Origin of the sequence: Legionella sp. W10-070 (assembly GCF_900640175.1) — a bacterium.
Lineage (GTDB): Bacteria > Pseudomonadota > Gammaproteobacteria > Legionellales > Legionellaceae > Tatlockia.
Genome location: NZ_CAAAJC010000022.1, coordinates 24,902 through 47,286, shown reverse-complemented (window position 1 = coordinate 47,286; position 22,385 = coordinate 24,902). Strand labels below are relative to the sequence as shown.

Sequence of the window (22,385 nt, the reverse complement as noted above, 5' to 3'; positions counted from 1 at the left end):
TTTGTCAATAAAAACTTAGGGCCAATTGGAAGCTTTATGCGCGGAATCTAGTCTCAAACCTTGTCAAGAGGATGATTAGTTTCGTGTGGTTTGCGTGGATCCCGCGCATAAAGCACGGGAAGTGGGCAGTTTAAGTTGAAATGTCAACAGACTCTAATCCGGCGATCTATTTTATTTATCAGGTTTGAAAGCCATCAACGTAAAAAGAGAGTTAGTAGGATAACTTTCCTGATAAATAAATCCCGAAGGTTGAATGGATTGTTGCCATTCCTTAAGTGTCCGCTGCCTGCCACCTAATAAAGCCATCATAACAATATCCATTGTTTTGTTAGGATGGGGATATTCGTTGTCAGGTAATACTTGTTCAGCAATAAACAGTAGAGAATCCGCAGGCATCTGCTGATGACAGTTACACAGGATTTTATTCATCAACTCATCGTTAAAATCATGCAGAACGCCCTTAAAAATATAAGCTTCAGCCAGTGGGATAGAGGTGAGAAAGTCACCAGCAACCAATTTTACCTGTGATGGAAAATCTTTGGCATGTAATTGCGCAATAACAGAAGGGGTATCAAACAAGATTAGTTTTACTGCAGGGTATTGAGCGGCTATTGCTTTAATTAAACCGCCTCGCCCACCTCCCATATCAATGACCTGCGAAAAGGAAGAAAAATTATAGGATGAAGCCACGCAAGCATCATCGAAACTGGATAATTTGGCCATTCCTTTATCAAAATTACTTTGTTTTTCTGGATGCTTGCTGAGGTAGGTAAAAAAATCCTCGCCATGCTGATGAGAAAAGGCAGATTTTCCAGTCGTTAAACAGAGATCAAGGCAAGAAAAAGCTTGCCACCAGCTTTCGTCAACCATGCATAAGACATCGCGGATGGAGTTTGGGTGATCATCACGCAAAGGTAGAGACAGCTCAGTTAATGCAAAGGAACCCTCATGATAATCAAAAATCTTATACGCGCTAAGGAATTTTAATAATCGGTCTAATAACTCGGGAATTGTTCCCGTTTTTTCAGCCAGTTCTTTAATTGCTACAGGCTTGTACGACATATGATTGGCTATGCCCAGTTTGGCTACGGTATGAATTGCACGTGAAACCACATACCAGCGTGATATGGTAGCCAACTGAATATAAGGGGGATCCTGATTGAATGGCATGTGTCGTCCTTTTAAGTTATGTAACTATACCGTTTGATACTATGCTTGCAAATATTAGGTTCACAGAGCTTAATATAGACTCTGGCTAATTTGTTTGCGATTATAAAATTAAATTTAATTAATCCTTCACGATGTATAATTTTGTTAATATAGTCATATACAGGCAAAATTCATGCTAACTTTGAAGCTGAACATGAAGAGTACCAAATTCCTCCGCGATTTTAATGACCCTAAGATAGTAAGCGCTGTGGTTATCTTTACAGTCAGTTTTGTTTTATTTATATGGGAAATATTAAGCAGTGTTCAAATGGTGGAAAAAGCGCCGATAGCAATCACTTCTCCAGAAATTAGTCATCAGGAAAATTTACGGCCTGATTCTCCTGTTTTTAAGACGCCCTTGTTTGGAGATTATGTACCCGTTAATCTATTGGATACCGAAGTCAAGCAATCGATGCTTGATGCCGAAGTCCTGGGCGTTTTATTCTCCAATAAGGAAGAGGATTCACAAGTTATAATTCGTGTTGGTGGTGGGCCAGAGAAAACCTATGTAACTGGAGATTCATTACCGGGAGGGGCGATAATCAAAAGAATTTCTCCAAATGGTATCGTGGTTTTACATAATGGTGCTCTTGAGAGTTTAAGTTTACCTAAAAATGAATTAACCTTTGAACTCCCGGCAAAGCCGTTAATTGAGGAATAAATTCATGCGTTTTTCCTTGCGAATAGCTCTGGTTATTGTTTTGGGATTGACTCAGTTTGCGTGTGCGGTTCGTAGTAACCTGGCTGAGGGTATTAGCAGTTTTCGTGTTCAAAACTATCGACAGGCATTTGTGCACCTGAAACCAGAAGCAAAAAAAGGGCAGCCAGATGCCCAATATGCTGTAGGCTATATGTATTATTATGGTCAAGGGGTTGTGGAGAATCGCAAGAGAGCCTGGTACTGGATTAACAAAGCCGCCAGGGCAGGGCAACCTGATGCCGTTGCGGCGCTTGCCATTTTACACCATCAACCTGAATCGATAGCAACAGGCTAGTTTGAGGAGTTATGAACAAGTTTATATCATGGCATTTATGATAAGCGATACCATGTAGCAACAATAAATTAATACTAATACTCCACCATGCCAACGAGCCATTTTGGTTTTATTACGATAATTAATCCATAAAAGGATCAAGGTGGTTACAAACATGACGGGGATATCACGCCAGAGTAAGGTATGGCTGATTGTTTCCGGATGGATGATTGCAGGGAAAATCATTACAGCCAGCAGGTTAAACATATTAGAGCCTAATATATTACCAATTGCGATATCATCTGCCCCCTTTAAGGTGGCAACAACTGAAGTGACAAGTTCAGGCAGGCTGGTGCCTATAGCAATGACAGTCAGGCCTATCATGACATCACTGATACCTAGCCAATGTGATAAAACAATCGCATTACTTACCAGGTAGTTGGAGCTGACAGGCAAGACGATAAGACCAATCAATAGACTAATGGTATGAATTTTTACTGAATGTTTTCTAAGCGTAGCCTTTTGAATGCCAATAGTAAGTTGCTTTTGCGGATGTTGTTGTCGCGTTATAAAAATAAAATAACTGATAAGAAGTAAGCACATCAGTAAAAAAAGACAACCATCAAGCACCCCTAAATAACCATCCATCATTAAAGAGTAAGAAAATAGCATCACTAAAAAAAGCAGAGGGTATTCACGGCGTAACAGGGTGGATTGAACTCTAAGGGGCTTTATAAGAGCGGTTAAGCCTAAAACAAGGCCAATATTGGCGATATTCGAACCGATTGCATTGGCTATGGCTAAATTATTTAATCCTTCAAGGGAAGAGGTAATTGCAATCATTATCTCTGGAGCAGACGTACCTAAGGCGACTAATGTGAAACCTATCAGCAAGGGGGACAACCTGTAATGAAACGCAAGGCCTGATGCACCTGTAACCAGATGATTCGCAGACCACAATAAAGCAATAAAGCTAAGTATGAACATAAACAGGTTAAACATAACTACCCTTAAAAAGACTATGAGTTGATAATACGTTATTTGGCCACGAACACAATAAGACTTTTTGTATAAAATATTTACATTTGTTGGGCTTCAGGTTATTATGTTCGGGCTACATCTGCAACCTGGCTTCTTCATCCGCCGTCTTTTTTATAGATTAACCAAAGACTATTATGTTTGGTAGACAATATCAGCTTCTCAAAACCAGCGCTTTCAGGGACTTTACCCTAAGTTGTGCGCTTGCCATGTTTGGCAATGGGTTGACTTATATCATTATGGTATGGGCACTCATGCGTTTTGATGCGTCTGTAGTTTCTACGGCCAAGCTGATGGCTTGTTTTTGGCTTCCAAATGTGCTTTTAGGTCCTTTGCTGGGGGTTCTTGCCGATCGCTGCAATCGGAAGTTATTACTATTGAGCACAATAGGGTTGCGGGCGGTATGCTTATTTGGCTTTGCTATAATTAGCTGGCATAACTATATTACACCACTTGCGATTTATCTTCTTGCTGCACTTATTGGAACATTACTGGCTGCCTATATTCCGGTTGCCATGGCTTTTGTACGTGAGATTATCAAGGATGAAGAGGATCTATTGTATGCCAACGCGATGGTGGATACCTCTTATGAAATGGGGGCTGTGTTAGGTATGGGAGGAGCTGGTCTTATCCTTGCCGGAACCTCTTTTGCAACTTGTTTTATAATTAATGGTGCATGCTACTTACTTGCTGCTGTTTTTGTTTTTCGTATTCCCTATCAAAGCAGTAAAAAGTCGGGGGAGCTGCAAGTGTCTTTTTTTAAGCAGTTTTTACAGGGTGGCCAATATATTATTCGTCGTATGCCAGTTCTTCTCATTTATTTGGTTCAAGGGTTGTTTTTTATTTGTTATATGACCGCTCCTGTTTTGTTGGCGCCATTTGCGACAACTGTCTTGCATAGCGATGTGGCTCAATTTGGCTGGCTTGAGGCAATGCTTTCGGCTGGGATGATTTTAGGTGGTTTCTTAAGTCCGTGGCTGACTAATTTCTTCTCTATATCTAAAATTATTTTGGGGGAGGTTTTGCTGGGAATAGTGTCTTTTTATCTGTTCAGTCACGCTCAGACTGCTAATTGGGCTATTTTTTATCATTTTTTCATTGGATTTTCTTTTTCCTCCTGGGCTTTATTGACAACATTAGCTCAGGAAATGACTGCTCTTGACTATCAGGGGAGGGTTCAGTCTTTATTTAACAGCCTTTCTGGGGCAGTAATTATTCTTTTTTATTATGTATTAGCTCAATGGAAAGATATTTCGGTTATCAAGTTATATTCTGGCGAGATTTACCTGTTATTGTTAGCCGGTGTAATTTTAATTTTAATGGTATTTTTATCCGGACATACTCTCAGCAGATATCAATCGTCTGAGTTTCCTGAAAACGCTTGATAATTGTACTGACAGGTTTGGCGATCCCCAGTTGTTTTAACTCCTCCAGCTTAAACCATCTTCCATCTGATTCAGCTATTTCATTGGTCATAGGTGTGGCTTTAATGGCGAGGGCTTTAATCTCCAGGTGAAAATGGCTAAAGGAATGCCTTATATTGATTAACTCATCGATTTTCAGGCTGTTTATCGCGTAGTTTTCTCTAATATAGGTTGCTGGACAACTGCTTATATCAACGCTTGGCAGACACCAGAGTCCGCCCCACAGACCAACAGGCGGTTTTTTTTCCAGATAGATTTGTTGAGCTGAATTATATATCAATAGGAATTGCTGCTTTTTTAAAGGAAGTGTTTTCTTTGGCTTTTTATGAGGGAAGTCCAGTACCTTATTATTTAGATTAGCTTTACAGGTTGTTTTTAATGGGCAAATAGTACAGCCAGGATTTCTAAGCGTACAGCAAGTGGCACCCAAATCCATAATAGCCTGAGTATAATCAGCACAGCGTTGCTGAGGCATGCAGTGGTTTGCCAGTTGCCAAAGTTGATTTTTGATAACAACTCGTTCTGTCCAGCCTTCAATCATGAAATAGCGGCAAAGTACTCGTTTGACATTGCCGTCAAGAACTGCTGCCGGTAAATTAAAAGCCTGCGATACAATCGCTGCTGCTGTTGAGAGGCCAATTCCTGGTAAGGCAGCGAGCTCTGAACACTGATGAGGAAATATCCCATCATATTGTGTACAAATGATTTTCGCCGTTTTTAAGAGATTGCGTGCGCGACTGTAGTAACCTAATCCTGACCAATGTGCCAGAACTTTATCTTCATCTGCTTGCGCTAACTGCCAGACGTCAGGAAAGTTCTCTATGAAGCGATTAAAGTAAGGGATTACAGTTTTTACCTGGGTTTGCTGTAGCATAACTTCGGAAATCCAGACCCTGTAAGCACCACGAGGATGTTGCCAGGGCAGGTCTTTACGTCCATGACAATCAAACCAGGCTAACAAGGGCTCGCTAAATACTCTCTGTAATGATGGGGCTGTTGTCATCATTCCTTATTGGGCAGTTAAAAGCGATTTTAACTGCTTATGGATTTGCTTGACAGGTTTGGTCAATGTTTCCTTTAGCCAAAATCGAGTCAACAAGGGATTAATAACTTTTAAATCAGGCAATATAATTGGCGTAACCAAATTTCCCTTAATAAGAACAGGGAAGCTCCCTCCCAATAATTGCTGAATTTTATCTACGCTTGGGTTGGTGAGGCTTACTTTTGCCAGCAGATGACCATCCAGAAGGTTATCTCTCAAATTTAATGTTCCCTCACCTTTAAGCTGCAGCCTGTCAGTTTGCAGTACTAAGGAATCGCTTTGCAGTTTGCCCTCTTGAAGTGCATATTGCAATGTTAGAAGCCGGAAATTCGTATTACCTTTAAAAAAGTCTGGATTTTCAAATTGGCCAGGTTGCAGTGTTCTATTTATATTTTCCTTATTACCACTGATTAGCCCGTTAATTAAATTGCTTGTTTCATCAATGAATTTGTCCAGATCAATTGATTCAACAATGCCATCTTTAATTGTCAGGTTGCCTTTGCCTGTTACTGTATTTTGCCAGTCAGTATTCTGCATACTGGCTTGTGCATGAAGGGAAAAATCTGCAGTGCCTTTAAAGTTTTTCCTGGTCAGATCATAAAGCAGTTTACTTCCATCAAGATTTGTAGCGGTTTGATTTAAATCAAACTTCATGTTAGCAAACTCATAGCTCAGATCCCCTACTGATTCCCCATTATACAGGTTTAAAGTCAGGGGATTAAGGAGAAGAGAGCCTGCCTTGGTTTTTACATTTGCGCTAATTTTATTTACTTTGAATTGTTTTATTCTGAGATTTTGAAGGGATAATTGTCCATTCAGAGGAGTCTGCTGCAGCACTGTTAATGGATCATTAAATAAGGAAGCAGACAATGCCAGGCTGCCTTTAAAGCTAACTGATGCTTTAGCTACAGCTTTATTAGCAGATGTCAGAATGAAGTTACTCTTAAGCTGCAGTGGGAAGGTTTCTTTTTGCAAATTAAATTGATCTGCGCCTACCTGCAGATTTGAAAGCGTAAGTTTGTTATTGTCCTGAATAAGGGTTACCTGCCCCTGGCTTAATAGGAAACGTTCTATGGCAAATTGCTTTGCCAGGCTATTTTGGGTGCTGTGTTTATCTGCTGGTGTAGATTTTTTGGGTTTAACTTGTCGCTCTGCATTAGGATTTATATTAACTTTAAAGCCATTGACTGCAAGTTCGCTGAAAACAAGTTTTCCTCTTAAAAGTGGCGTGATTTTTAAGTTAAATAACAAGTTGTCTATTTTAACAGAATAGTTTGTCTGACTGCTTTCGTTTCCAATCTGTACTCCTGTAATTTTGACCCCCGGGCGAGGAAAAAGTTGCCAGGAAATATCGCCTTCTACTTGGCTGGGCTGGGCTGTTAAGGAAGTCAGTTGAGAACTAATATAATCTTTTATAATCTCGGGTTTTATTGATTTTGCCAGTACCCATAAAATTATTGTTGTGAGAATAAAAATAACAACAAACGTTGCGAGCAGTTTCTTTAGGAATTTCATGTTTAGCTAAAAAATTAAACGACAGGCATATGGTATAGATCACAACACTTATGTCAAGCCTGATAAGTCATAACATGGGAGTTATTTGCTAATGTTGACTTATTAAGGAGTGTTTATCTGGAATGATTTAACTTAGTAATGAGTTTTCCTGTTATATTGATTTGTTTTTGACAATAAGTTTCTGGTTGGCCAATTTGATTTAATATTGATCTTAATTTTATTTCTTGTTATCATTTAAAAACTGCGTTAATCTGATAGTCTTCCCTTGAAAAAATGTGGGGGAAGAAAGATGCTTTTAGTTGCACTCAGGATGAGTCAAAAAGGTCAAGGAGAGCGTCATGCAACCAAGTCAATGGGAAATTATAATTCTCAAACCTACCTCTGTATTTTTATCATTTCTTGCTTCTCAATTACCCGATGTTGATTTACCAGAGTTACGTTTACTTCAAACTGATAATACAGCTTATGCAATTGCCAGGCAAAATAGCGATGAAGAAACGTTAAATGAGATTGAGCGCCATTTTACAACCATGTTTCGACATGAAATAAGTCGTTGGTTGGGCGAAGATGCTCGTAATGAAATTGAAGGCAGCTTTTTGGACTTCTTATGTTGCTTTAAATTTGAGCTTCACTCGCATATTGTGCTTATGGAACCTTCTTTAGAAAAAGGTAAGCAGTTATTACGTGTTAAACCCCGCTCTGTATTACTGAAGTGGATGAAGGCTGCTGTTGAAGGGCAGGATGAGCTTATAAATGTTTTGGAGCGGGTTAATCTTGCACATTTGGCTGAAAATGCAACGGTGGTTATTAAAAATTTCAGTAAGCTGTCAGAGATAAAACCCTTCCTTCAGAACAATTACGAGCCAATATTTGAAGCCGAAATGTTACGTATGTGTGATAACGCTGCAGAATGGCCAGTAGCAGATTCGTATCAGGCATTCAGTCGCTATTTTGCAATCGAGATTCATACTCAATTGATACATTTGCACTAGGGAGAATTTGCTATGGAACCGGTAACTATAGCGATCATTTGTGCGACTGCTTTTGGTGCTGTTGCATTATTATCTGCTTTTATCAGGCAATTATTGCTAAGCCGTGATAAGAATTTAAATGACAAGGCACAGCAGATGGCACTGACTCAGGAAGTAAAAGAGCTGGAAAAAATCCGTGATCAGATGACCAGTAACAAGCGCTTTGATTCGCACTACCAGGTGCTTGGTGCGAACAAGGATGCGATCCAGTATCTCGATCAAAAAATTGAAGAGATCCTTAATAAGAAATTGGCTCTCATCCAGCGTTATTCACAAATGACCATCAAGGAATCATCCGCTATTATTGGCGGTGGCCAGTCAGTTGAACGTAAGTCAATTTGTGACAAACTTAGGAGTGAGATAGATAATGAAATAGACTTTTATAATAAAGAACTTGAGCAATTGCAGAAGCGACGTGCTTCTTTGTGGAATTCCCACATCGAATTGCAAGAGTATCTTCTCGAACAAGAGAAAAAACGTAATGAACAGTTAGATTTAATCTATTATCGCCATTCTGGGTTACTGGAAAAAATTTATTTACGCCATAATAGAAACAGCGAAAATATTGCAAAAAAATCAATTGATGCCAGTACTCAAACGTTTAAAATGATGATTATGGCGCCGATTTACATGTTAATGCAGTATTTCAGTCCTTCTAGCGGACTTTCTGTGGATAGGGTAAAAGACGAGCTTGAAGCCAGAGAGGATGTAGCTGAAACTGAAGATGAGATTAATGAGCCTGATTCTAGTCAAGAAGATGAAATTTTAGATGATGTTTCGCTCGACGAAGAAAGGGATGAAACCCCTGAGCTGGTTATTTCAAACTGAATGCAATTGCAAATGAGTGGATTAGAGGTTGGTTGCTGATCCACTTATTTAATCCTATAAACCTGTAATTAGTAAGAGGTTGTTCTGTTTATTTAATTAAATATTTTTCTCTTGAAATCTGTTTCCTTCATACCTATCTATTTCAGGTTAGTCAAATGCCAGATGACTTATATTTGTCTAACTAGACTAAATTAGGGCATAATAGCAAATTAATTAACAATTTCCCCAGAAAGTTGTCTTTATCTGGTGCAGAGATAAATGTGGAGTTTAGTAATGAGAGGTAAATGGTTCACTCTTCTGCTTTGTTGTTTAAGTTTAACATTCCCTTCCTATGGTACAACTTTGGATGAATTGCTGCCAAATGAGAGAAATACTGTTGAAATATTTCAAAAATTTTCACCGCAGGTAGTTTACGTTCATCGCCTGGCAACAGTCCTTAATCACTCTTATGAGCGTATGCAAGTGGCGGCAGGGGCTGGTTCAGGCATTATATGGGATGCTGAAGGGCATATTGTTACTAACTTTCATGTGGTAAACGGAGCAGATAACCTGACTGTCAGTATTGGCAAGTTAACCGTGCCAGCAAAAGTGATAGGTACAGAGCCGCGTAAAGATATTGCAGTGTTGGCAATAAAATCACCAAAAATTTTGGAACAGTTAAAGTCATTTACTCCTTTTGAGTTAGCTCGTACTAATGAATTGCTAGTGGGGCAGAAAACCATTGCCATAGGTAATCCATTTGGTCTGGATCACAGTTTGACTACAGGTGTTATTTCAGCCTTGGGGCGTCAGGTACCAGGAGCTGGGGGCGTTACTATTCGTGATATGATCCAGACAGATGCTTCTATTAATCCTGGAAATTCAGGAGGGCCTTTGTTGGATAGCAAGGGTCGGCTAATTGGTTTAAATACTGCCATCTATTCAAACTCTGGCTCTTCTGCTGGTATTGGTTTTGCGGTACCCGCTGATGATGTTGCACGAATTGTTCCTCAATTGATTAAGAATGGCAGGGTAGTGTTGTCAGGGATTGGTGTTCAGCTTGTTGAACCTCATATAGCTAAACGATTAGGGATTAACAAAGGGTTATTAGTCGCAGATGTTTTACCTCATACACCTGCTGCCCAGGCAGGGTTGCGAGGTACACTGCGGGATAGCTGGGGGCGCATACGTTTAGGCGATATCATTATTGCTTTAAATGGTCATCCTGTAAAAAATTATGATCAATTCTACAATTTGCTTGTGGATATTAAGGTGGGGGAACAAATCACCTTGACTACCCTAAGGCATGGCAAGCATGTTAATCATAAGATGAAAACAATTGACATTGCGGCGTATTGACGCTGCTTAGGCCGGCCTATGCTTAAATTCTTGCGGTATCGACCGCAAGAATTTAACTTAACAAAATTTCAGCTGATGGTGGTCGTTTTGTGAATAATCAACAACCGTATTTTTGTTGATAGCTAACTAAGCGGTTAACTTCATCTAATTGGCCATCTGCTCGTAAATAATCAATTAAATCAAAAAGGGTAACAATAGAGAACACACGAATGCCTTGCTCTTCAATTTCTGATAGGGTTGATTGAGAACCCAATCCTTTTTCACAGCGGTCCAGGGCAATTATTACCCCGGTAAGTATACCGCCATTCTCTTTGATTAAGCGTTGTGCCTCACGGAAAGCGGTTCCTGCTGTGATGACATCATCTACAATAATGGTTTCCCCCTGTAAAGGAGCTCCAATAAGCTCGCCTCCCTCGCCATGATTTTTTTTCTCTTTGCGATTGAAAGTCACTGTTATATTAATCCCTTCCTCTGCTAAAGCAACCGCTGTAGCGGTGGCTAAAGGCAACCCTTTGTAGGCGGGGCCGAAAAGATGCTGAAAGTCAACTTGATGTTTAATTAGCGTTTTGGCATAAAAATAACCTAGCTGCCGTAATGCATCCCCCTGGTAAAATAAGCCGGCATTAAAGAAGTAAGGGCTTTGACGACCTGACTTTAAAGTAAAGTCCCCAAATTTTAATACCCCGCAATCCAAAGCCAAGCGAATAAATGATTTTTTAAAAGTGTCCATTAACGTTGCCCGTATAGTCAAAATAAAAACAATCTGTTTTATTCTACAAGAAGTTTTTCTAAAAGGGGATTAAATGAATATTCTAAGTAAGGTTTTTTTTAAAAAGTCATTAACAATCAATAAAAAACTGATATGCTAATGGAAGTTGGTTAATTCCAGCGTGAGGCATTTGTAACTCAAATAAATGGCACATGCTCATTTCTTAATTTGAATGGGAATTTCAAAAAGGGGATTGAATTTACAATATCAATAATTTGAGTTATGAAAGCTTTAGATGTTTTAATTCTGCCAAGCAAGGTAGGAAGAGTATAGACAAAAGGGGATAATGAATGTCGCAAAGAGAAACTGGCCATGTTAAGTGGTTTAATGAAAAAAAAGGATTTGGATTTATCGTTAATCAACAAGGTGATGACATCTTTGTTCATTATAAGGATATTCAAGGTGTTGGGTTCAAAACATTACATGAAAATGACTCAGTTACTTTCGTGCTTGATAAGGGTCCTAAGGGATATAAAGCACAAGAAGTGGTTTTAGTCGATAACGAATAAACATCATTATATAACGTACTCAGATTGCTCTCCTGATTTTGAAGGTAAAAGGTTAGATTCACTGGCTTTTTGCCTTTCAGCTCTTCTTAATACTTATTTCTTGACCAACAGGTATTAGAATCGCTATTATCCTCCAAACATTTTACTTTGGCTAAAATAAACACATGAAAGGCCCAGAATTATTATCGCCTGCTGGTTCACTAAAGCGTATGAGACGTGCTTTTGCTTATGGAGCGGACGCAGTTTACGCGGGGCAACCACGTTATAGTTTGCGTGCAAGAAACAATGAATTTTCACATGAAAATTTGGTCATTGGAATTAATGAAGCTCATGCTCAGGGAAAATTATTTTTTGTTGCCAGCAATATTATTGCCCAAAATAACAAGATTAATACTTATCTTGATGATTTGGCGCCAGTTGTAGAAGCAGGACCAGATGCTTTAATTATGACTGATCCAGGCTTGATTATGATGGTAAGAGAGCGCTGGCCTCAGCAGCCAGTTCACTTGTCTGTACAATCCAGTGTGATGAATTTTGCCAGTGTCAAATTTTGGCAAACTATCGGCATAGAGCGAGTTATTTTATCGCGTGAGTTATCGTTAAAGGAAATCCAGGCTATTCGTGAGCAATGTCCAGATATAGAGTTGGAAGTGTTTGTTCATGGTGCTCTTTGTATGGCTTATTCAGGACGTTGTCTGTTGTCGGGTTATTTTAACCATCGCGATCCCAATCAAGGGGCTTGTACCAATGCTTGCCGCTGGAAATATGACGTCAAAGAAAGCAAAGAAGATGACTGGGGTAATCATCAGATAGAGTCGAAGTCTTATGTTTTTGAACAAAACCCTCAAAGAGCGGGGGCGATGAATACAATAGAAGAAGATGAGCATGGTACCTATCTTTTTAATTCAAAGGATTTGCGTGCAATCCAACATATTGAAGCATTGACTACAATGGGGATTGATTGTGTAAAAATCGAAGGGCGCACCAAATCAGATTTTTACGTTGCTCGAACTGCGCAATTATACCGAAAAGCAATTGATGATGCTGTTGCAGGAAAACCCTTCGATTGGAGTTTGATGGATGCGCTTGAGGGGTTATCATTACGCGGATACACTGAAGGATTTTATCGACGTCATGTTCCTGAGGAATACCAAAGTTATAATGATCGGAATACAACAGGAATAAAGCAACAAGTTGTAGCTGAGATGGTTGATTACGATAGTAATCGTGGAATGCTTACGGTAAATGCGAAGAATCAGTTCTCTATTGGTGATACTATAGAGGTTATGTTGCCTACAGGGAACCAGATTTTTTGTTTGGAAGCGATAGAAGATAAACTGGGGCAAAGTATTGAAAGAGCGGCAGGAAGTGGGCATGTTGTCAAAGTTCCAGTTAGCCTGGATCCTGCTCAATTGGAACATGGTTATTTAATACGCCATTGGCGTGAGGAACAACAATAAAAAATTTATCAATTATTATTGGGGGAGGAGATTAGAATGGATTCTAGTCAGAGGGTTGCGGTAATAACCGGAGCTGCAAGTGGTATTGGGCATGCTTTGGCTCAGGCTTGTATTCAGCATGGATTTCATGTGGTAATGGCAGATAATGCAGTCACCACCCTCTGTGACAAGGTTGAGCAACTAAGCAATCAGTCACAGGCTGAAGTGTTAGGTGTTGTTTGTGACGTAACTAAACCCGAAAGTCTTAAACATCTGGCAAAGCAGACATGGGAACACTTTAACCGTGTGGATTGGTTATTCAATAATGCGGGTATCAGTGGTCATCTTGCGCCTGTATGGGAATTAACCAATGAACATATCCGCAAAGTTATGGATGTTAATTTGCATGGGGTAATTCATGGTGTGCAGGCGTTTTTACCTTTAATGTTTAAACAGGCTCACCGCTCTCATATAATTAATATTGCGAGTTTGTATGGGTTATGCAGTGGCTCACAAATGGCAGCCTATGCGATGTCCAAACACGCCATAGTAGCTCTTTCTGAATCACTGCATTTTGATCTGCTGCGTTTGGAGAAGCCAGTTGATGTATCGGTAGCCTGTCCGTCATTTGCCAATACCCAACTGTTGGAAAACTCTACTCCTTTGCATACCGACAGATTACATCATATGGTTTCTGAACTCATGGCTCGGAGCCGACCTGCTGAAGAAGTTGCCGCTCATATTATTCAGGGCGTTAACAATAAAATTTTTTACATTTTACCAGACAAGGAAGTGAAAACGTATTGTGAACAGCGGACCAAGGCAATTCTTGAGCAAACTGAGCCTTATCCCCATAGCCTTGAAAAAATTATTTCTTCATTAAGTAGACGTGCTATGGCAAGCTAGAGTATTGGAGGTCTTGTCGAACTTGCTTTTCAACTGATTATTAAGGGAATTCAAATGAGAAAAAGTGCTTTAGTATTAGTTTTGTTGTTTTTATCCATAGTCAGTTATGCAGATAAATATAAAGTATTCTGGCGTTGCGCGGATGGTCATTTAGAAGCAATAGAGCCTCATGAAAACAATGCTGATAAAGAAATTCAGTTGGTTCTTAATTACATGCCTAAAAGCGGGAAAGAATTTTCGTTCTCTCCAATTGACTCAAAAAGCCTGGCAGATTTGCCCGCCTGGTTAAATCATGAAGACTTTTTAATGTTGGGTAGCAAAAATCGTTTATACATGGTTTGTGTTGGCCAGGTTGTATTAAGTCCACATTATCCGCAGGGAAAAGTAGTGTTTGATGCACGTCGAAATGCATACGGCTGTCCTTTAATTCCCGAAGGCTGTAGCGAGGATAGCTGATAAATTATCGTACTGCACCGGATCGTCGGATGAGAAATTCTATTATATTTTTGTTAAAAAAGAAGGTTTTTCTTCCCCTTTTTTTTACTCAGTTTTTTGGTGCTTTTAACGACAATGCTTTTAAATTGGCAATGCTGACTTTAATAAGTTATCATGTCAGTGATTCTATTGCACAGTCTGAACAGTATCAGGCCATAGCTGGTGCTTTATTTATCGCTCCTTTTTTTCTTTTCTCGGCAACCGCTGGACAACTTGCTGATAAATACGATAAATCCACTTTGGCGGTTTGGCTTAAGCTGTTTGAGCTCATCCTGATGATTATCGGTGGATTTTCTCTTTACTTACAGAGTGTCTTTCTCATGATGGGAACGCTTACAGGGATGGGGCTTCACTCCACGTTTTTTGGTCCAATAAAATATGCCATTCTGCCGGATCATTTACCACGTCAAGAATTACTTGGAGCCACTTCATTAATAGAAGGCTCAACCTTCATGGCTATTTTGCTGGGAACTACTCTTGGTGCTTTAAGTATAGGCAGCTCCAATTCTCATACTGGTTATGCCATATTGTTAACTAATGTAGCAGCGATGGCAGGATTGGTTGCCAGTTTATTTATTCCTAAGGCACCTCCTAAAGCGGTCGATTTGGAGATAAATTGGAACATTTTCCATGCAACGATGAAGGTTATAAGAGGGGCTGTTGCCAATCGACAGGTGATGCCTGCTGTATTTACCATTTCCTGGTTCTGGTTAGTTGGGGCAATCATGTTAACCAAACTACCTGACTATACGCATTATATATTAAGAGCTGATACGTCTGTCTTTGCGTTTTTTCTTGCTTTATTTTCCATTGGAATTGCTTTGGGTGCATTTATCATTGGTTATTTATTAGCGGGGAAAATTACATTGCGCTACGTGCCAATTACGATGTTCCTACTCTCTTTATTTGCAGTTGATCTTTATAGAGCATCACCTGGTTCGCTGGTAGAAAAGCCCTTGCAGTCATTAGTTCTATTTTTATCTGAGGCAAATAATTGGCGTATTACACTCGATTTTTTCTTCTTCTCTTTTTGTGCGGGGTTATTCGTTGTCCCTTTATATACCTATATTCAGGTTGTGAGTGAGGAGGGTAAACGAGCGCGTACTATTGCAATGAATAATATCTTTAATGCCTTATTTATGGTGATAGGAACAGGGTTTGTTCTTTTCTTGCTATATTTGCGGGTTACTATTCCTATGGTCTTTTTTATATTGGCGATTTTAAATACTATAGTAGCCCTAGGCGTGTGGGTGGTGCTTTATAAGTTGAATGGCTTTGATGTTAATTGTACAGAGACCCAAAAAAACGAGTTATAGAAGCTCCCTGTCTGGACTATGATCGCTACCAAACAGGGGCTTGACAATGTGACATCTAAAGAAATTTACAATGGGCTATTTAACCAGTCTTGAGCCGGCAAGAAATCGGTATAGAGTTTTGCTTCTGCACTGTCCTTTTCCGGGTGCCAGTTGTATTCCCAATGAACTTCCGGAGGCAATGACATCAAAATGGATTCAGTACGTCCACCTGATTGCAGGCCAAATAAAGTTCCTCGGTCATAGACCAGATTAAATTCCACATACCGCCCACGGCGATAAAGCTGGAAAGATTTTTCTCTCGCGCCAAAAGTTAAACCCTTTCTTCTTTCTACTATTGGCACATAAGCTTTAATAAAATGATCCCCTATGCTTTTCATTAACGCAAAGCTGTTGGCAAATCCTCCTTCATTAAAATCATCAAAAAATAAACCACCAATCCCTCTTGCTTCTTGTCTGTGTTTTAAGTAAAAATATTGATCACACCAGGTTTTGAATCGAGGATAGATATCATCGCCAAAAGGCTGGCAAGCAGCAAAAGCGGTTTGATGCCAATGCTTACAGTCGTTATGGAATCCATAATAAGGTGATAAATCAAATCCGCCTCCAAACCACCAAACAGGAGGAGATTCTTCTTTTTGAGCAATAAAAAAACGAACATTTGCATGCGAAGTGGGTACATAAGGGTTATCAGGATGAATAACTAAAGAGACACCCAAGGCATTAAAATGGCAGTCGGCTAATTCTGGGCGATTTGAGCTGGCTGAAGGTGGCAAATGATTGCCAGACACATGAGAAAAATTGACACCTGCTTTGGCAAAAACATTGCCTTTGGCAAGTACCCGTGTGATTCCTCCTCCACCCGAAGGCCTATTCCATACATCTTCGATGAACCTGGCTTTACCATCAAGATTTTCTAAAGAATTGCAGATATCATTTTGTAACTGTAAAAGGTAGATTTTAACCTGTTCAATTGCATTTTCAGGCAGTTTTTTATCTGTTTCATGCATTTCATCACTCCTAAATCAGATCGGCTGGTTGGCGTAAATTGTACTTTTGATATTGCCATCAAACAATGATTAAAGTGCAGAAGATAAAAAGGTCTGGATTAGATTTAAATTGGCATGTGATTTGCTTATAGCTACTGGAAGTAACCAAGGGAGTTAATATGGCCTTTAATCTGGATAATTATTTGGGGATACATGCCAAGGCACTGGTGTTACGGGATCAGCGTGCTTCGCAGCTTGCTAATAATATGGCAAATGTAAACACTCCAAATTATAAAGCCAAGGATATTGATTTTAATGATGCGCTGAAACAGGCTATGTCTGCTTCGTCTCAGCAAATGACTACTGATGCACCTCACCATATCCATGGGCAGAGTGATTTCCAAAGTCAACTTAAATATCGTACACCTAGCCATATGACGCTGGATGGTAATACAGTTGATAAAAACCTGGAATCGACCGAGTTTTTGCGGAATGCGATAGCTTATCAAGCAAGTTTGACGTTTCTTGATGACAAAATTAAGTCAATGATTACCGCATTGAGAGGAGAGTAATTAATGTCTTTAAACAATATATTTGATATAGCGGGTTCGGCTTTGGTTGCAGAAACTACTCGCTTGACTACCAGTGCCAGCAACATGAGTAACGCGAACGTTGTTACAGGCAAGCCGGAAGATACTTATAAAGCTCAATATCCGGTTTTCAGAACAGTGCAGGATCAGGCTCAACAATGGATGGATAACCAGGTAAAAGCTGGCGTTGAAGTTACTGCAATTTATGAAAGTGAAGCGGAGGCTTTAAAGCAATATGAGCCCAGCAATCCGTTGGCAGATGAACAGGGATTTGTTTATGCACCTAATATTAATTATGTCGCAGAAATGGCAAATATAATTTCCGCATCAAGAGCCTTCCAAATGAGTCTTGAAATGCTAAATACAACTAAACAACTGATTCAACGTACTTTGCAACTTGGACAGTAAGGGATACTAATAATGGCTATGAACTCAGTTAATGGAACCGGCGGCAATGCCATGTTTAATCAACCCGTAACAGGCACTAACAAGAATCTTGGGCAAAGTGATTTTTTAAGGTTAATGGTTGCTCAGGTTCAAAATCAGGATCCCCTTGAGCCCAAAACAAATGGCGATTTCTTGGCTCAGCTGGCTCAATTTAGTACAAATGATGGGATTAATAAAATGCAGGAATCAATGGAACAGCTTGCGTCTTCACTACAGTCCAATCAGGCATTACAGGCATCTGCTCTTGTAGGCCGTAAAGTCCTGGTGAATAGCAAAGCCTTTAGCTTGGCTCAGGAGGGAGAAGCGAAAGCTGCTGTTGAAATTCCACCGGGAGTAAGTGAACTGACCGCTTCAATCTATTCTGAAACGGGAGAATTAATCAGAAAAATTCCTTTAGGGCAACCTGCTCCCGGCTTTTTTGAGTTCAGTTGGGATGGATTTAATCAAAAGGGGGAAAGAGCTGTTGCTGGTAAATACACGATTAGTGTGAATGGTATTTATTCAGGGAGGGAGGTTGCTTTAAAAACAATGACGGCTGCGAATGTCGATAGTGTAAGCCTGGGACAAAATGGGGAGGGTGTAAGATTAAATGTGGCAGGTATTGGTTCAATCTCCCTTAATGATGTAAGACAAATTACCGGTTAGCATAGAATTGATTACTGATGAAATTATATTTAATATTCAAGTAACTGATAAGGCTATCAATTAGCTAAATAATGGCTGCAGGAGGCGATAATGGTATTTGGAACAGCACTTAGTGGAATACAGGCGGCGACTAAAAATTTAGACGTTATTGGTAATGATATTGCCAACTCTGCCACAACTGGTTTTAAGAGTTCTCGTGCAGAATTTGCAGATATTTATGCCACAGGCTCTTTCGGAGGAGGCGGTAATGCCGTCGGTAGTGGTGTGCGGTTATCTCGTGTACAACAAAATTTTGGGCAAGGAGGCTTTACATTTACTAATAACAGTCTTGATTTGGCTATCACTGGTTCCGGATTTTTTATTTTAAATGATCAGGGCTCCAATATTTATACCAGAGCCGGGGCTTTTGGTGTAGATAATGAGGGCTACATTATCAATAATTTAAATCAAAAACTTACCGGATTGCTTGCTAATGCTGATGGTACGCTGTCTGCTGTATCAGGGGATATGAGAATTGATTCAGCCAATATAAATCCTAACCCGACCACCCGGATAAACACAGGCGTAAATCTTTTTGCAGGCAGTACCCCTTCAGGAATTAACTGGGTTGGAGGGGCAACGCCGGCAACCGATACTTATAATAATGTCACTTCCTCTACTATTTACGATAGCCTTGGAAATTCACATGTTCTGTCCATGTATTTCATTAAAGCCGATGCAGATGCTTTAGCAGGAGTGCCTAATGCTGCCTCGCCCCCTGGTACACAAAATCAGTGGTATGTGGCTTTCCAATTAGATAATCAAGACATTCCGGCCTTGGGTGGTACCGAGAATACAGACAATCTATTTAGGGTGAATTTTAATAGTGACGGTTCATTTGCCAATGCTCTTGATACAGCTAACAATCCCCTTGCTAATGGATTAATTCCCTTAGCAAGCGTATTAACGAATGGTGCAAATCCATTGAATTTTAACGTTGACCTTTCCAATAGTACTCAGTTTGGTAGTCCTTTCGCTTTGCAATCCAGTCAACAGGATGGCTATACTACCGGACGTCTCGATGGATTGGATATTAGCGAAGAGGGGCTTCTGCAGGGACGTTATACAAATGGCCAAATAAGGGTGATGGGACAAATCCAGTTGGCAAATTTTCAAAACCTCAATGGATTGAATCCTTTGGGTAATACAAGCTGGGCGGAATCTGCCGCATCTGGACAGGCCTTAATAGGTAATGCCGGTACTGCGAGTCTTGGATTAATTCAATCCGGTGCGTTGGAAGACTCAAACGTTGATCTTACTGGCGAATTAGTCAATTTAATTGGTGCCCAACGCGACTTCCAGGCAAACGCACAAACAATTAGGACGGCTGATGCAGTGACCCAAACTATTATTAACATTCGTTAATGACTTGTAAGGCTGATTATATCTTCGATGAGAATATCTTAGAGAGGATAAGTAAGATCTGACTTATCTACAGTCCTCGTTACATTTCGTACAGGATAATAAATTCTGTGTTATGCCGAGGACTCTAGAAGAGAAACTGAGTTTAAAAATAAAGAGGTACATATATGGAACCGGTGCTTTATAATGCTATGAATGGCTCTCTGATTGATTTTAATAAACAGGCTGTCATCAGTAATAATTTGGCTAATCTTAATACCTCGGGATTTAAAGAAGATATAGCCAGGGCACAATCAATGTATGTTGCAGGTGCAGCACAAACAGCAGAAGCCTTTGTAGTAACCCGGGAGAATGGTACTGATTTGAGAGATGGCCCCTTAATCACAACCGGGCGGGATTTGGATGTGGCAATTCAAGGTAAAGGCTGGTTTGCTGTACAGAATGCGCAAGGGAAAGAGGCCTATACACGCGGGGGTGATTTCCACATTAACGAAAATGGAATGTTGGTCACTGGTTCCAATCGTCCGGTTTTAGGTGATGGGGGGCCAATTTCTATCCCGCCAGCACAGCACATAGAAATTGGAACAGATGGTACAATTTCAATTGTTCCTCTTGATGGAGACCCGAATGCTATGGCTGTGATTGAACGAATAAAATTAGTAAAACTGGATACAGAGGATCTGGTCAAGGATCTTGACGGCTTGATGCACTTGAAACAAGGCGGGATTGCCCCGGCTGATGCCTCAATAACAGTAATAAAGGGTGCATTGGAGGGGAGTAATGTTGATGCTGTTAAGCAAATGGTGAATCTGATTGCCAACGGGCAAGAGTTTAATGCCCAGATGAAAGTCATGCAGGTAGCTGACGAGAACTCTCAAAAACTGGCACAATTATTGCAAATTTAATTTGTTTGAAAATTTAGAATAAAAACAAAGGGATGCTTTTATGGAACCAGCATTATGGGTAAGTAAAACCGGACTTGAGGCACAAGATCAAAATATCGCCAATATTGCTAATAACTTGGCGAATGTCAATACTACAGGCTATAAAAAAGGAAGAGCAATATTTGAGGATTTAATTTATCAGAATTTGCGTCAGGCAGGGGCTCAATCGACTCAAAATACGCAAATTCCAACAGGTATCAACATGGGAACAGGTGTTCACATGGTTGCTACTCAGAAACTATTCACTCAGGGCAGTATCCAGAATACTCAAAATCCACATGATATAGCCATCCAGGGCAGAGGCTTCTTAAGAATATTATTGCCTGACGGAATGGAAGCGTATACTCGTGATGGTACATTGCAAATCGATGCACAAGGCCAGATAGTAACTTCAAATGGTTATGTGGTACAGCCGCCGATTACTGTTCCTGAACAAACAGTTAATTTAACCATTGGAACTGATGGTACCGTCAGTGCATTGGCTGTAGGCAATAATGCTCCTGCTCAGATTGGTACTCTTGAGCTTACTGATTTTATTAACCCATCAGGGCTTAAACCAATAGGGCAAAATCTTTTCTTAGAAACATTAGCCAGTGGACCGCCACAAACTGATCTTCCAGGTAATTCAGGGCTTGGTACATTGTTGCAAGGCTCTTTAGAAGCATCTAACGTTAATGTAGTCGAAGAATTGGTAAATATGATACAAGCACAACGTAGCTACGAAATTACAGCCAAGAGCATACAAACGGTTGATAATATGCTGCAGTACTTAACGCAAACGCTGTAATTTGGTATTACTGATGACTATTTACCGACATGCTGCAGGATTAATGGTGGTGGGGTTATTAGCCGGTTGTGAAGCATTATCACCGCCTTACCCTGGAACCCATCCTGATTATGCGCCTACCTATCCCACAGGCCCTGATCCCAAGCAGGTTCGCTATGTTAATGGTTCCATATATAACGCTGAAACAGTGATACCTCTGTTTGAAACGCCTCGTGCAAGACATGCCGGTGATGTATTGACTGTTACATTGATAGAGAGAACTGATGCCCAAAAGCGTGCAATTACCCGACAGCGAAAAAATGAAAGGGATCAAATCTTCAATGCCACTTTTATGGGACGTCCTATCGCTTTAGGAGGTGGATATAGCATGGATTTTGATCTGGATGCCAGGCGTCAATTTGAGGGTGAGGGGCAATCCGTACAGAACAATAAGTTGGCAGGCAGCATCTCTGTGACTGTTGCTAAGGTTCTTGCGAATGGAAGTATGATGGTTCAAGGTGAGAAATGGATACATATTAATCAGGGAAGTGAATATGTAAGGCTGTCTGGCATCGTCAGACCTCAGGACATCAGGCCGGATAATTCAATTACCTCCGATAAAGTTGCAAATGCAAGGATATCGTATGGAGGAACGGGACAAGTTAACAATACCAATGCGCAAGGTTGGTTGGCGCGATTTATTTGGGGGCCTTTGTTCCCTGTGTGAGAATGGAGTTTTTAAGATTCTTAATTGATATACAACAGATACACTA

At 40.2% G+C, this 22,385-nt stretch carries 24 protein-coding genes; 18 read left to right on the top strand and 6 right to left on the bottom strand.

Annotated elements, in window-relative coordinates:
- Positions 1–171 precede the first annotated feature (171 nt).
- The gene (locus tag E1O65_RS10010) at positions 172–1,170 is read right to left on the bottom strand and encodes a methyltransferase (protein ID WP_133133466.1); all 999 of its coding nucleotides are present in this window, start codon (positions 1,168–1,170) and stop codon (positions 172–174) included.
- Positions 1,171–1,363: 193 nt separating this feature from the next.
- On the opposite strand from E1O65_RS10010, the gene E1O65_RS10005 reads away from it, so the two are divergent.
- Complete coding sequence (locus tag E1O65_RS10005; RefSeq protein ID WP_133133465.1) at positions 1,364–1,870, top strand: type II secretion system protein N; 507 nt, start codon at positions 1,364–1,366, stop codon at positions 1,868–1,870.
- 4 nt (positions 1,871–1,874) lie between these two features.
- Positions 1,875–2,204: an SEL1-like repeat protein gene (locus E1O65_RS10000; protein WP_133133464.1), complete on the top strand. Its 330-nt coding sequence runs from the start codon at positions 1,875–1,877 to the stop codon at positions 2,202–2,204.
- Positions 2,205–2,225: 21 nt separating this feature from the next.
- On the opposite strand, the gene E1O65_RS09995 is transcribed toward E1O65_RS10000, so the two are convergent.
- Positions 2,226–3,185 (bottom strand): calcium/sodium antiporter, encoded by a 960-nt coding sequence (locus E1O65_RS09995; protein ID WP_133133463.1) that lies wholly within the window; start codon positions 3,183–3,185, stop codon positions 2,226–2,228.
- 173 nt (positions 3,186–3,358) lie between these two features.
- Between E1O65_RS09995 and E1O65_RS09990 the strand changes: the two genes are divergently transcribed.
- On the top strand, positions 3,359–4,606 hold the full coding sequence (locus E1O65_RS09990; protein ID WP_133133462.1) for an MFS transporter: 1,248 nt from the start codon (positions 3,359–3,361) through the stop codon (positions 4,604–4,606).
- Here the strand turns inward: E1O65_RS09990 and mutY are convergent.
- Together mutY and E1O65_RS09980 are read right to left on the bottom strand one after the other, a co-directional pair.
- Complete coding sequence (gene mutY / locus E1O65_RS09985) at positions 4,566–5,651, bottom strand: A/G-specific adenine glycosylase (RefSeq protein WP_242601581.1); 1,086 nt, start codon at positions 5,649–5,651, stop codon at positions 4,566–4,568. The two genes, E1O65_RS09990 and mutY, sit on opposite strands and share 41 nt — an antisense overlap.
- A gap of 3 nt (positions 5,652–5,654) precedes the next feature.
- Positions 5,655–7,202, bottom strand: coding sequence for an AsmA family protein (locus E1O65_RS09980; protein ID WP_133133461.1), 1,548 nt, complete (start codon positions 7,200–7,202; stop codon positions 5,655–5,657).
- A gap of 338 nt (positions 7,203–7,540) precedes the next feature.
- On the opposite strand from E1O65_RS09980, the gene E1O65_RS09975 reads away from it, so the two are divergent.
- The 3 genes from E1O65_RS09975 to E1O65_RS09965 all read left to right on the top strand — a co-directional run bounded on the left by E1O65_RS09975 (position 7,541) and on the right by E1O65_RS09965 (position 10,399).
- Positions 7,541–8,194: a hypothetical protein gene (locus E1O65_RS09975; RefSeq protein ID WP_133133460.1), complete on the top strand. Its 654-nt coding sequence runs from the start codon at positions 7,541–7,543 to the stop codon at positions 8,192–8,194.
- A 12-nt stretch (positions 8,195–8,206) separates the two neighbouring features.
- Complete coding sequence (locus E1O65_RS09970) at positions 8,207–9,061, top strand: hypothetical protein (protein WP_133133459.1); 855 nt, start codon at positions 8,207–8,209, stop codon at positions 9,059–9,061.
- Between the two features lie 273 nt (positions 9,062–9,334).
- Entirely contained in the window at positions 9,335–10,399 is a 1,065-nt protein-coding gene (locus tag E1O65_RS09965; protein WP_133133458.1) for a trypsin-like peptidase domain-containing protein, read from the top strand.
- A gap of 97 nt (positions 10,400–10,496) precedes the next feature.
- Here E1O65_RS09965 and pyrE read toward each other — a convergent pair whose 3' ends face one another.
- Positions 10,497–11,129, bottom strand: a complete 633-nt coding sequence (gene pyrE, locus E1O65_RS09960; RefSeq protein ID WP_133133457.1) for an orotate phosphoribosyltransferase — start codon at positions 11,127–11,129, stop codon at positions 10,497–10,499.
- A 329-nt stretch (positions 11,130–11,458) separates the two neighbouring features.
- On the opposite strand from pyrE, the gene E1O65_RS09955 reads away from it, so the two are divergent.
- From E1O65_RS09955 to E1O65_RS09935, 5 genes are all read left to right on the top strand, one after another.
- Positions 11,459–11,677, top strand: coding sequence for a cold shock domain-containing protein (locus E1O65_RS09955; protein ID WP_133133456.1), 219 nt, complete (start codon positions 11,459–11,461; stop codon positions 11,675–11,677).
- Positions 11,678–11,841: 164 nt separating this feature from the next.
- Positions 11,842–13,137: a tRNA 5-hydroxyuridine modification protein YegQ gene (gene yegQ / locus E1O65_RS09950; protein ID WP_133133455.1), complete on the top strand. Its 1,296-nt coding sequence runs from the start codon at positions 11,842–11,844 to the stop codon at positions 13,135–13,137.
- A gap of 36 nt (positions 13,138–13,173) precedes the next feature.
- Positions 13,174–14,022 carry an SDR family NAD(P)-dependent oxidoreductase gene (locus E1O65_RS09945; protein WP_133133454.1) on the top strand — a complete coding sequence of 283 codons (849 nt, stop codon included), beginning with the start codon at positions 13,174–13,176 and terminating at the stop codon, positions 14,020–14,022.
- 54 nt (positions 14,023–14,076) lie between these two features.
- The gene (locus E1O65_RS09940) at positions 14,077–14,478 is read left to right on the top strand and encodes a hypothetical protein (RefSeq protein WP_133133453.1); all 402 of its coding nucleotides are present in this window, start codon (positions 14,077–14,079) and stop codon (positions 14,476–14,478) included.
- A gap of 29 nt (positions 14,479–14,507) precedes the next feature.
- A complete protein-coding gene (locus E1O65_RS09935) occupies positions 14,508–15,833 on the top strand; it encodes an MFS transporter (RefSeq protein WP_133133452.1) in 1,326 nt (441 codons plus the stop codon).
- Between the two features lie 65 nt (positions 15,834–15,898).
- On the opposite strand, the gene hemF is transcribed toward E1O65_RS09935, so the two are convergent.
- Positions 15,899–16,840 (bottom strand): oxygen-dependent coproporphyrinogen oxidase, encoded by a 942-nt coding sequence (gene hemF, locus E1O65_RS09930; protein ID WP_133133451.1) that lies wholly within the window; start codon positions 16,838–16,840, stop codon positions 15,899–15,901.
- A 158-nt stretch (positions 16,841–16,998) separates the two neighbouring features.
- On the opposite strand from hemF, the gene flgB reads away from it, so the two are divergent.
- The 7 genes from flgB to E1O65_RS09895 all read left to right on the top strand — a co-directional run bounded on the left by flgB (position 16,999) and on the right by E1O65_RS09895 (position 22,339).
- Positions 16,999–17,391 (top strand): flagellar basal body rod protein FlgB, encoded by a 393-nt coding sequence (gene flgB, locus E1O65_RS09925; protein ID WP_133133450.1) that lies wholly within the window; start codon positions 16,999–17,001, stop codon positions 17,389–17,391.
- A gap of 3 nt (positions 17,392–17,394) precedes the next feature.
- Positions 17,395–17,817, top strand: a complete 423-nt coding sequence (flgC, locus tag E1O65_RS09920; protein WP_133133449.1) for a flagellar basal body rod protein FlgC — start codon at positions 17,395–17,397, stop codon at positions 17,815–17,817.
- A 12-nt stretch (positions 17,818–17,829) separates the two neighbouring features.
- Positions 17,830–18,501, top strand: a complete 672-nt coding sequence (locus tag E1O65_RS09915; protein WP_133133448.1) for a flagellar hook assembly protein FlgD — start codon at positions 17,830–17,832, stop codon at positions 18,499–18,501.
- Positions 18,502–18,591: 90 nt separating this feature from the next.
- Positions 18,592–19,905, top strand: a complete 1,314-nt coding sequence (flgE, locus tag E1O65_RS09910) for a flagellar hook protein FlgE (protein WP_133133447.1) — start codon at positions 18,592–18,594, stop codon at positions 19,903–19,905.
- 164 nt (positions 19,906–20,069) lie between these two features.
- Entirely contained in the window at positions 20,070–20,807 is a 738-nt protein-coding gene (gene flgF / locus E1O65_RS09905) for a flagellar basal-body rod protein FlgF (RefSeq protein WP_133133446.1), read from the top strand.
- A 40-nt stretch (positions 20,808–20,847) separates the two neighbouring features.
- Positions 20,848–21,633, top strand: coding sequence for a flagellar basal-body rod protein FlgG (gene flgG, locus E1O65_RS09900; protein ID WP_133133445.1), 786 nt, complete (start codon positions 20,848–20,850; stop codon positions 21,631–21,633).
- 13 nt (positions 21,634–21,646) lie between these two features.
- Positions 21,647–22,339: a flagellar basal body L-ring protein FlgH gene (locus tag E1O65_RS09895; protein ID WP_133133444.1), complete on the top strand. Its 693-nt coding sequence runs from the start codon at positions 21,647–21,649 to the stop codon at positions 22,337–22,339.
- Positions 22,340–22,385: the final 46 nt, after the last annotated feature.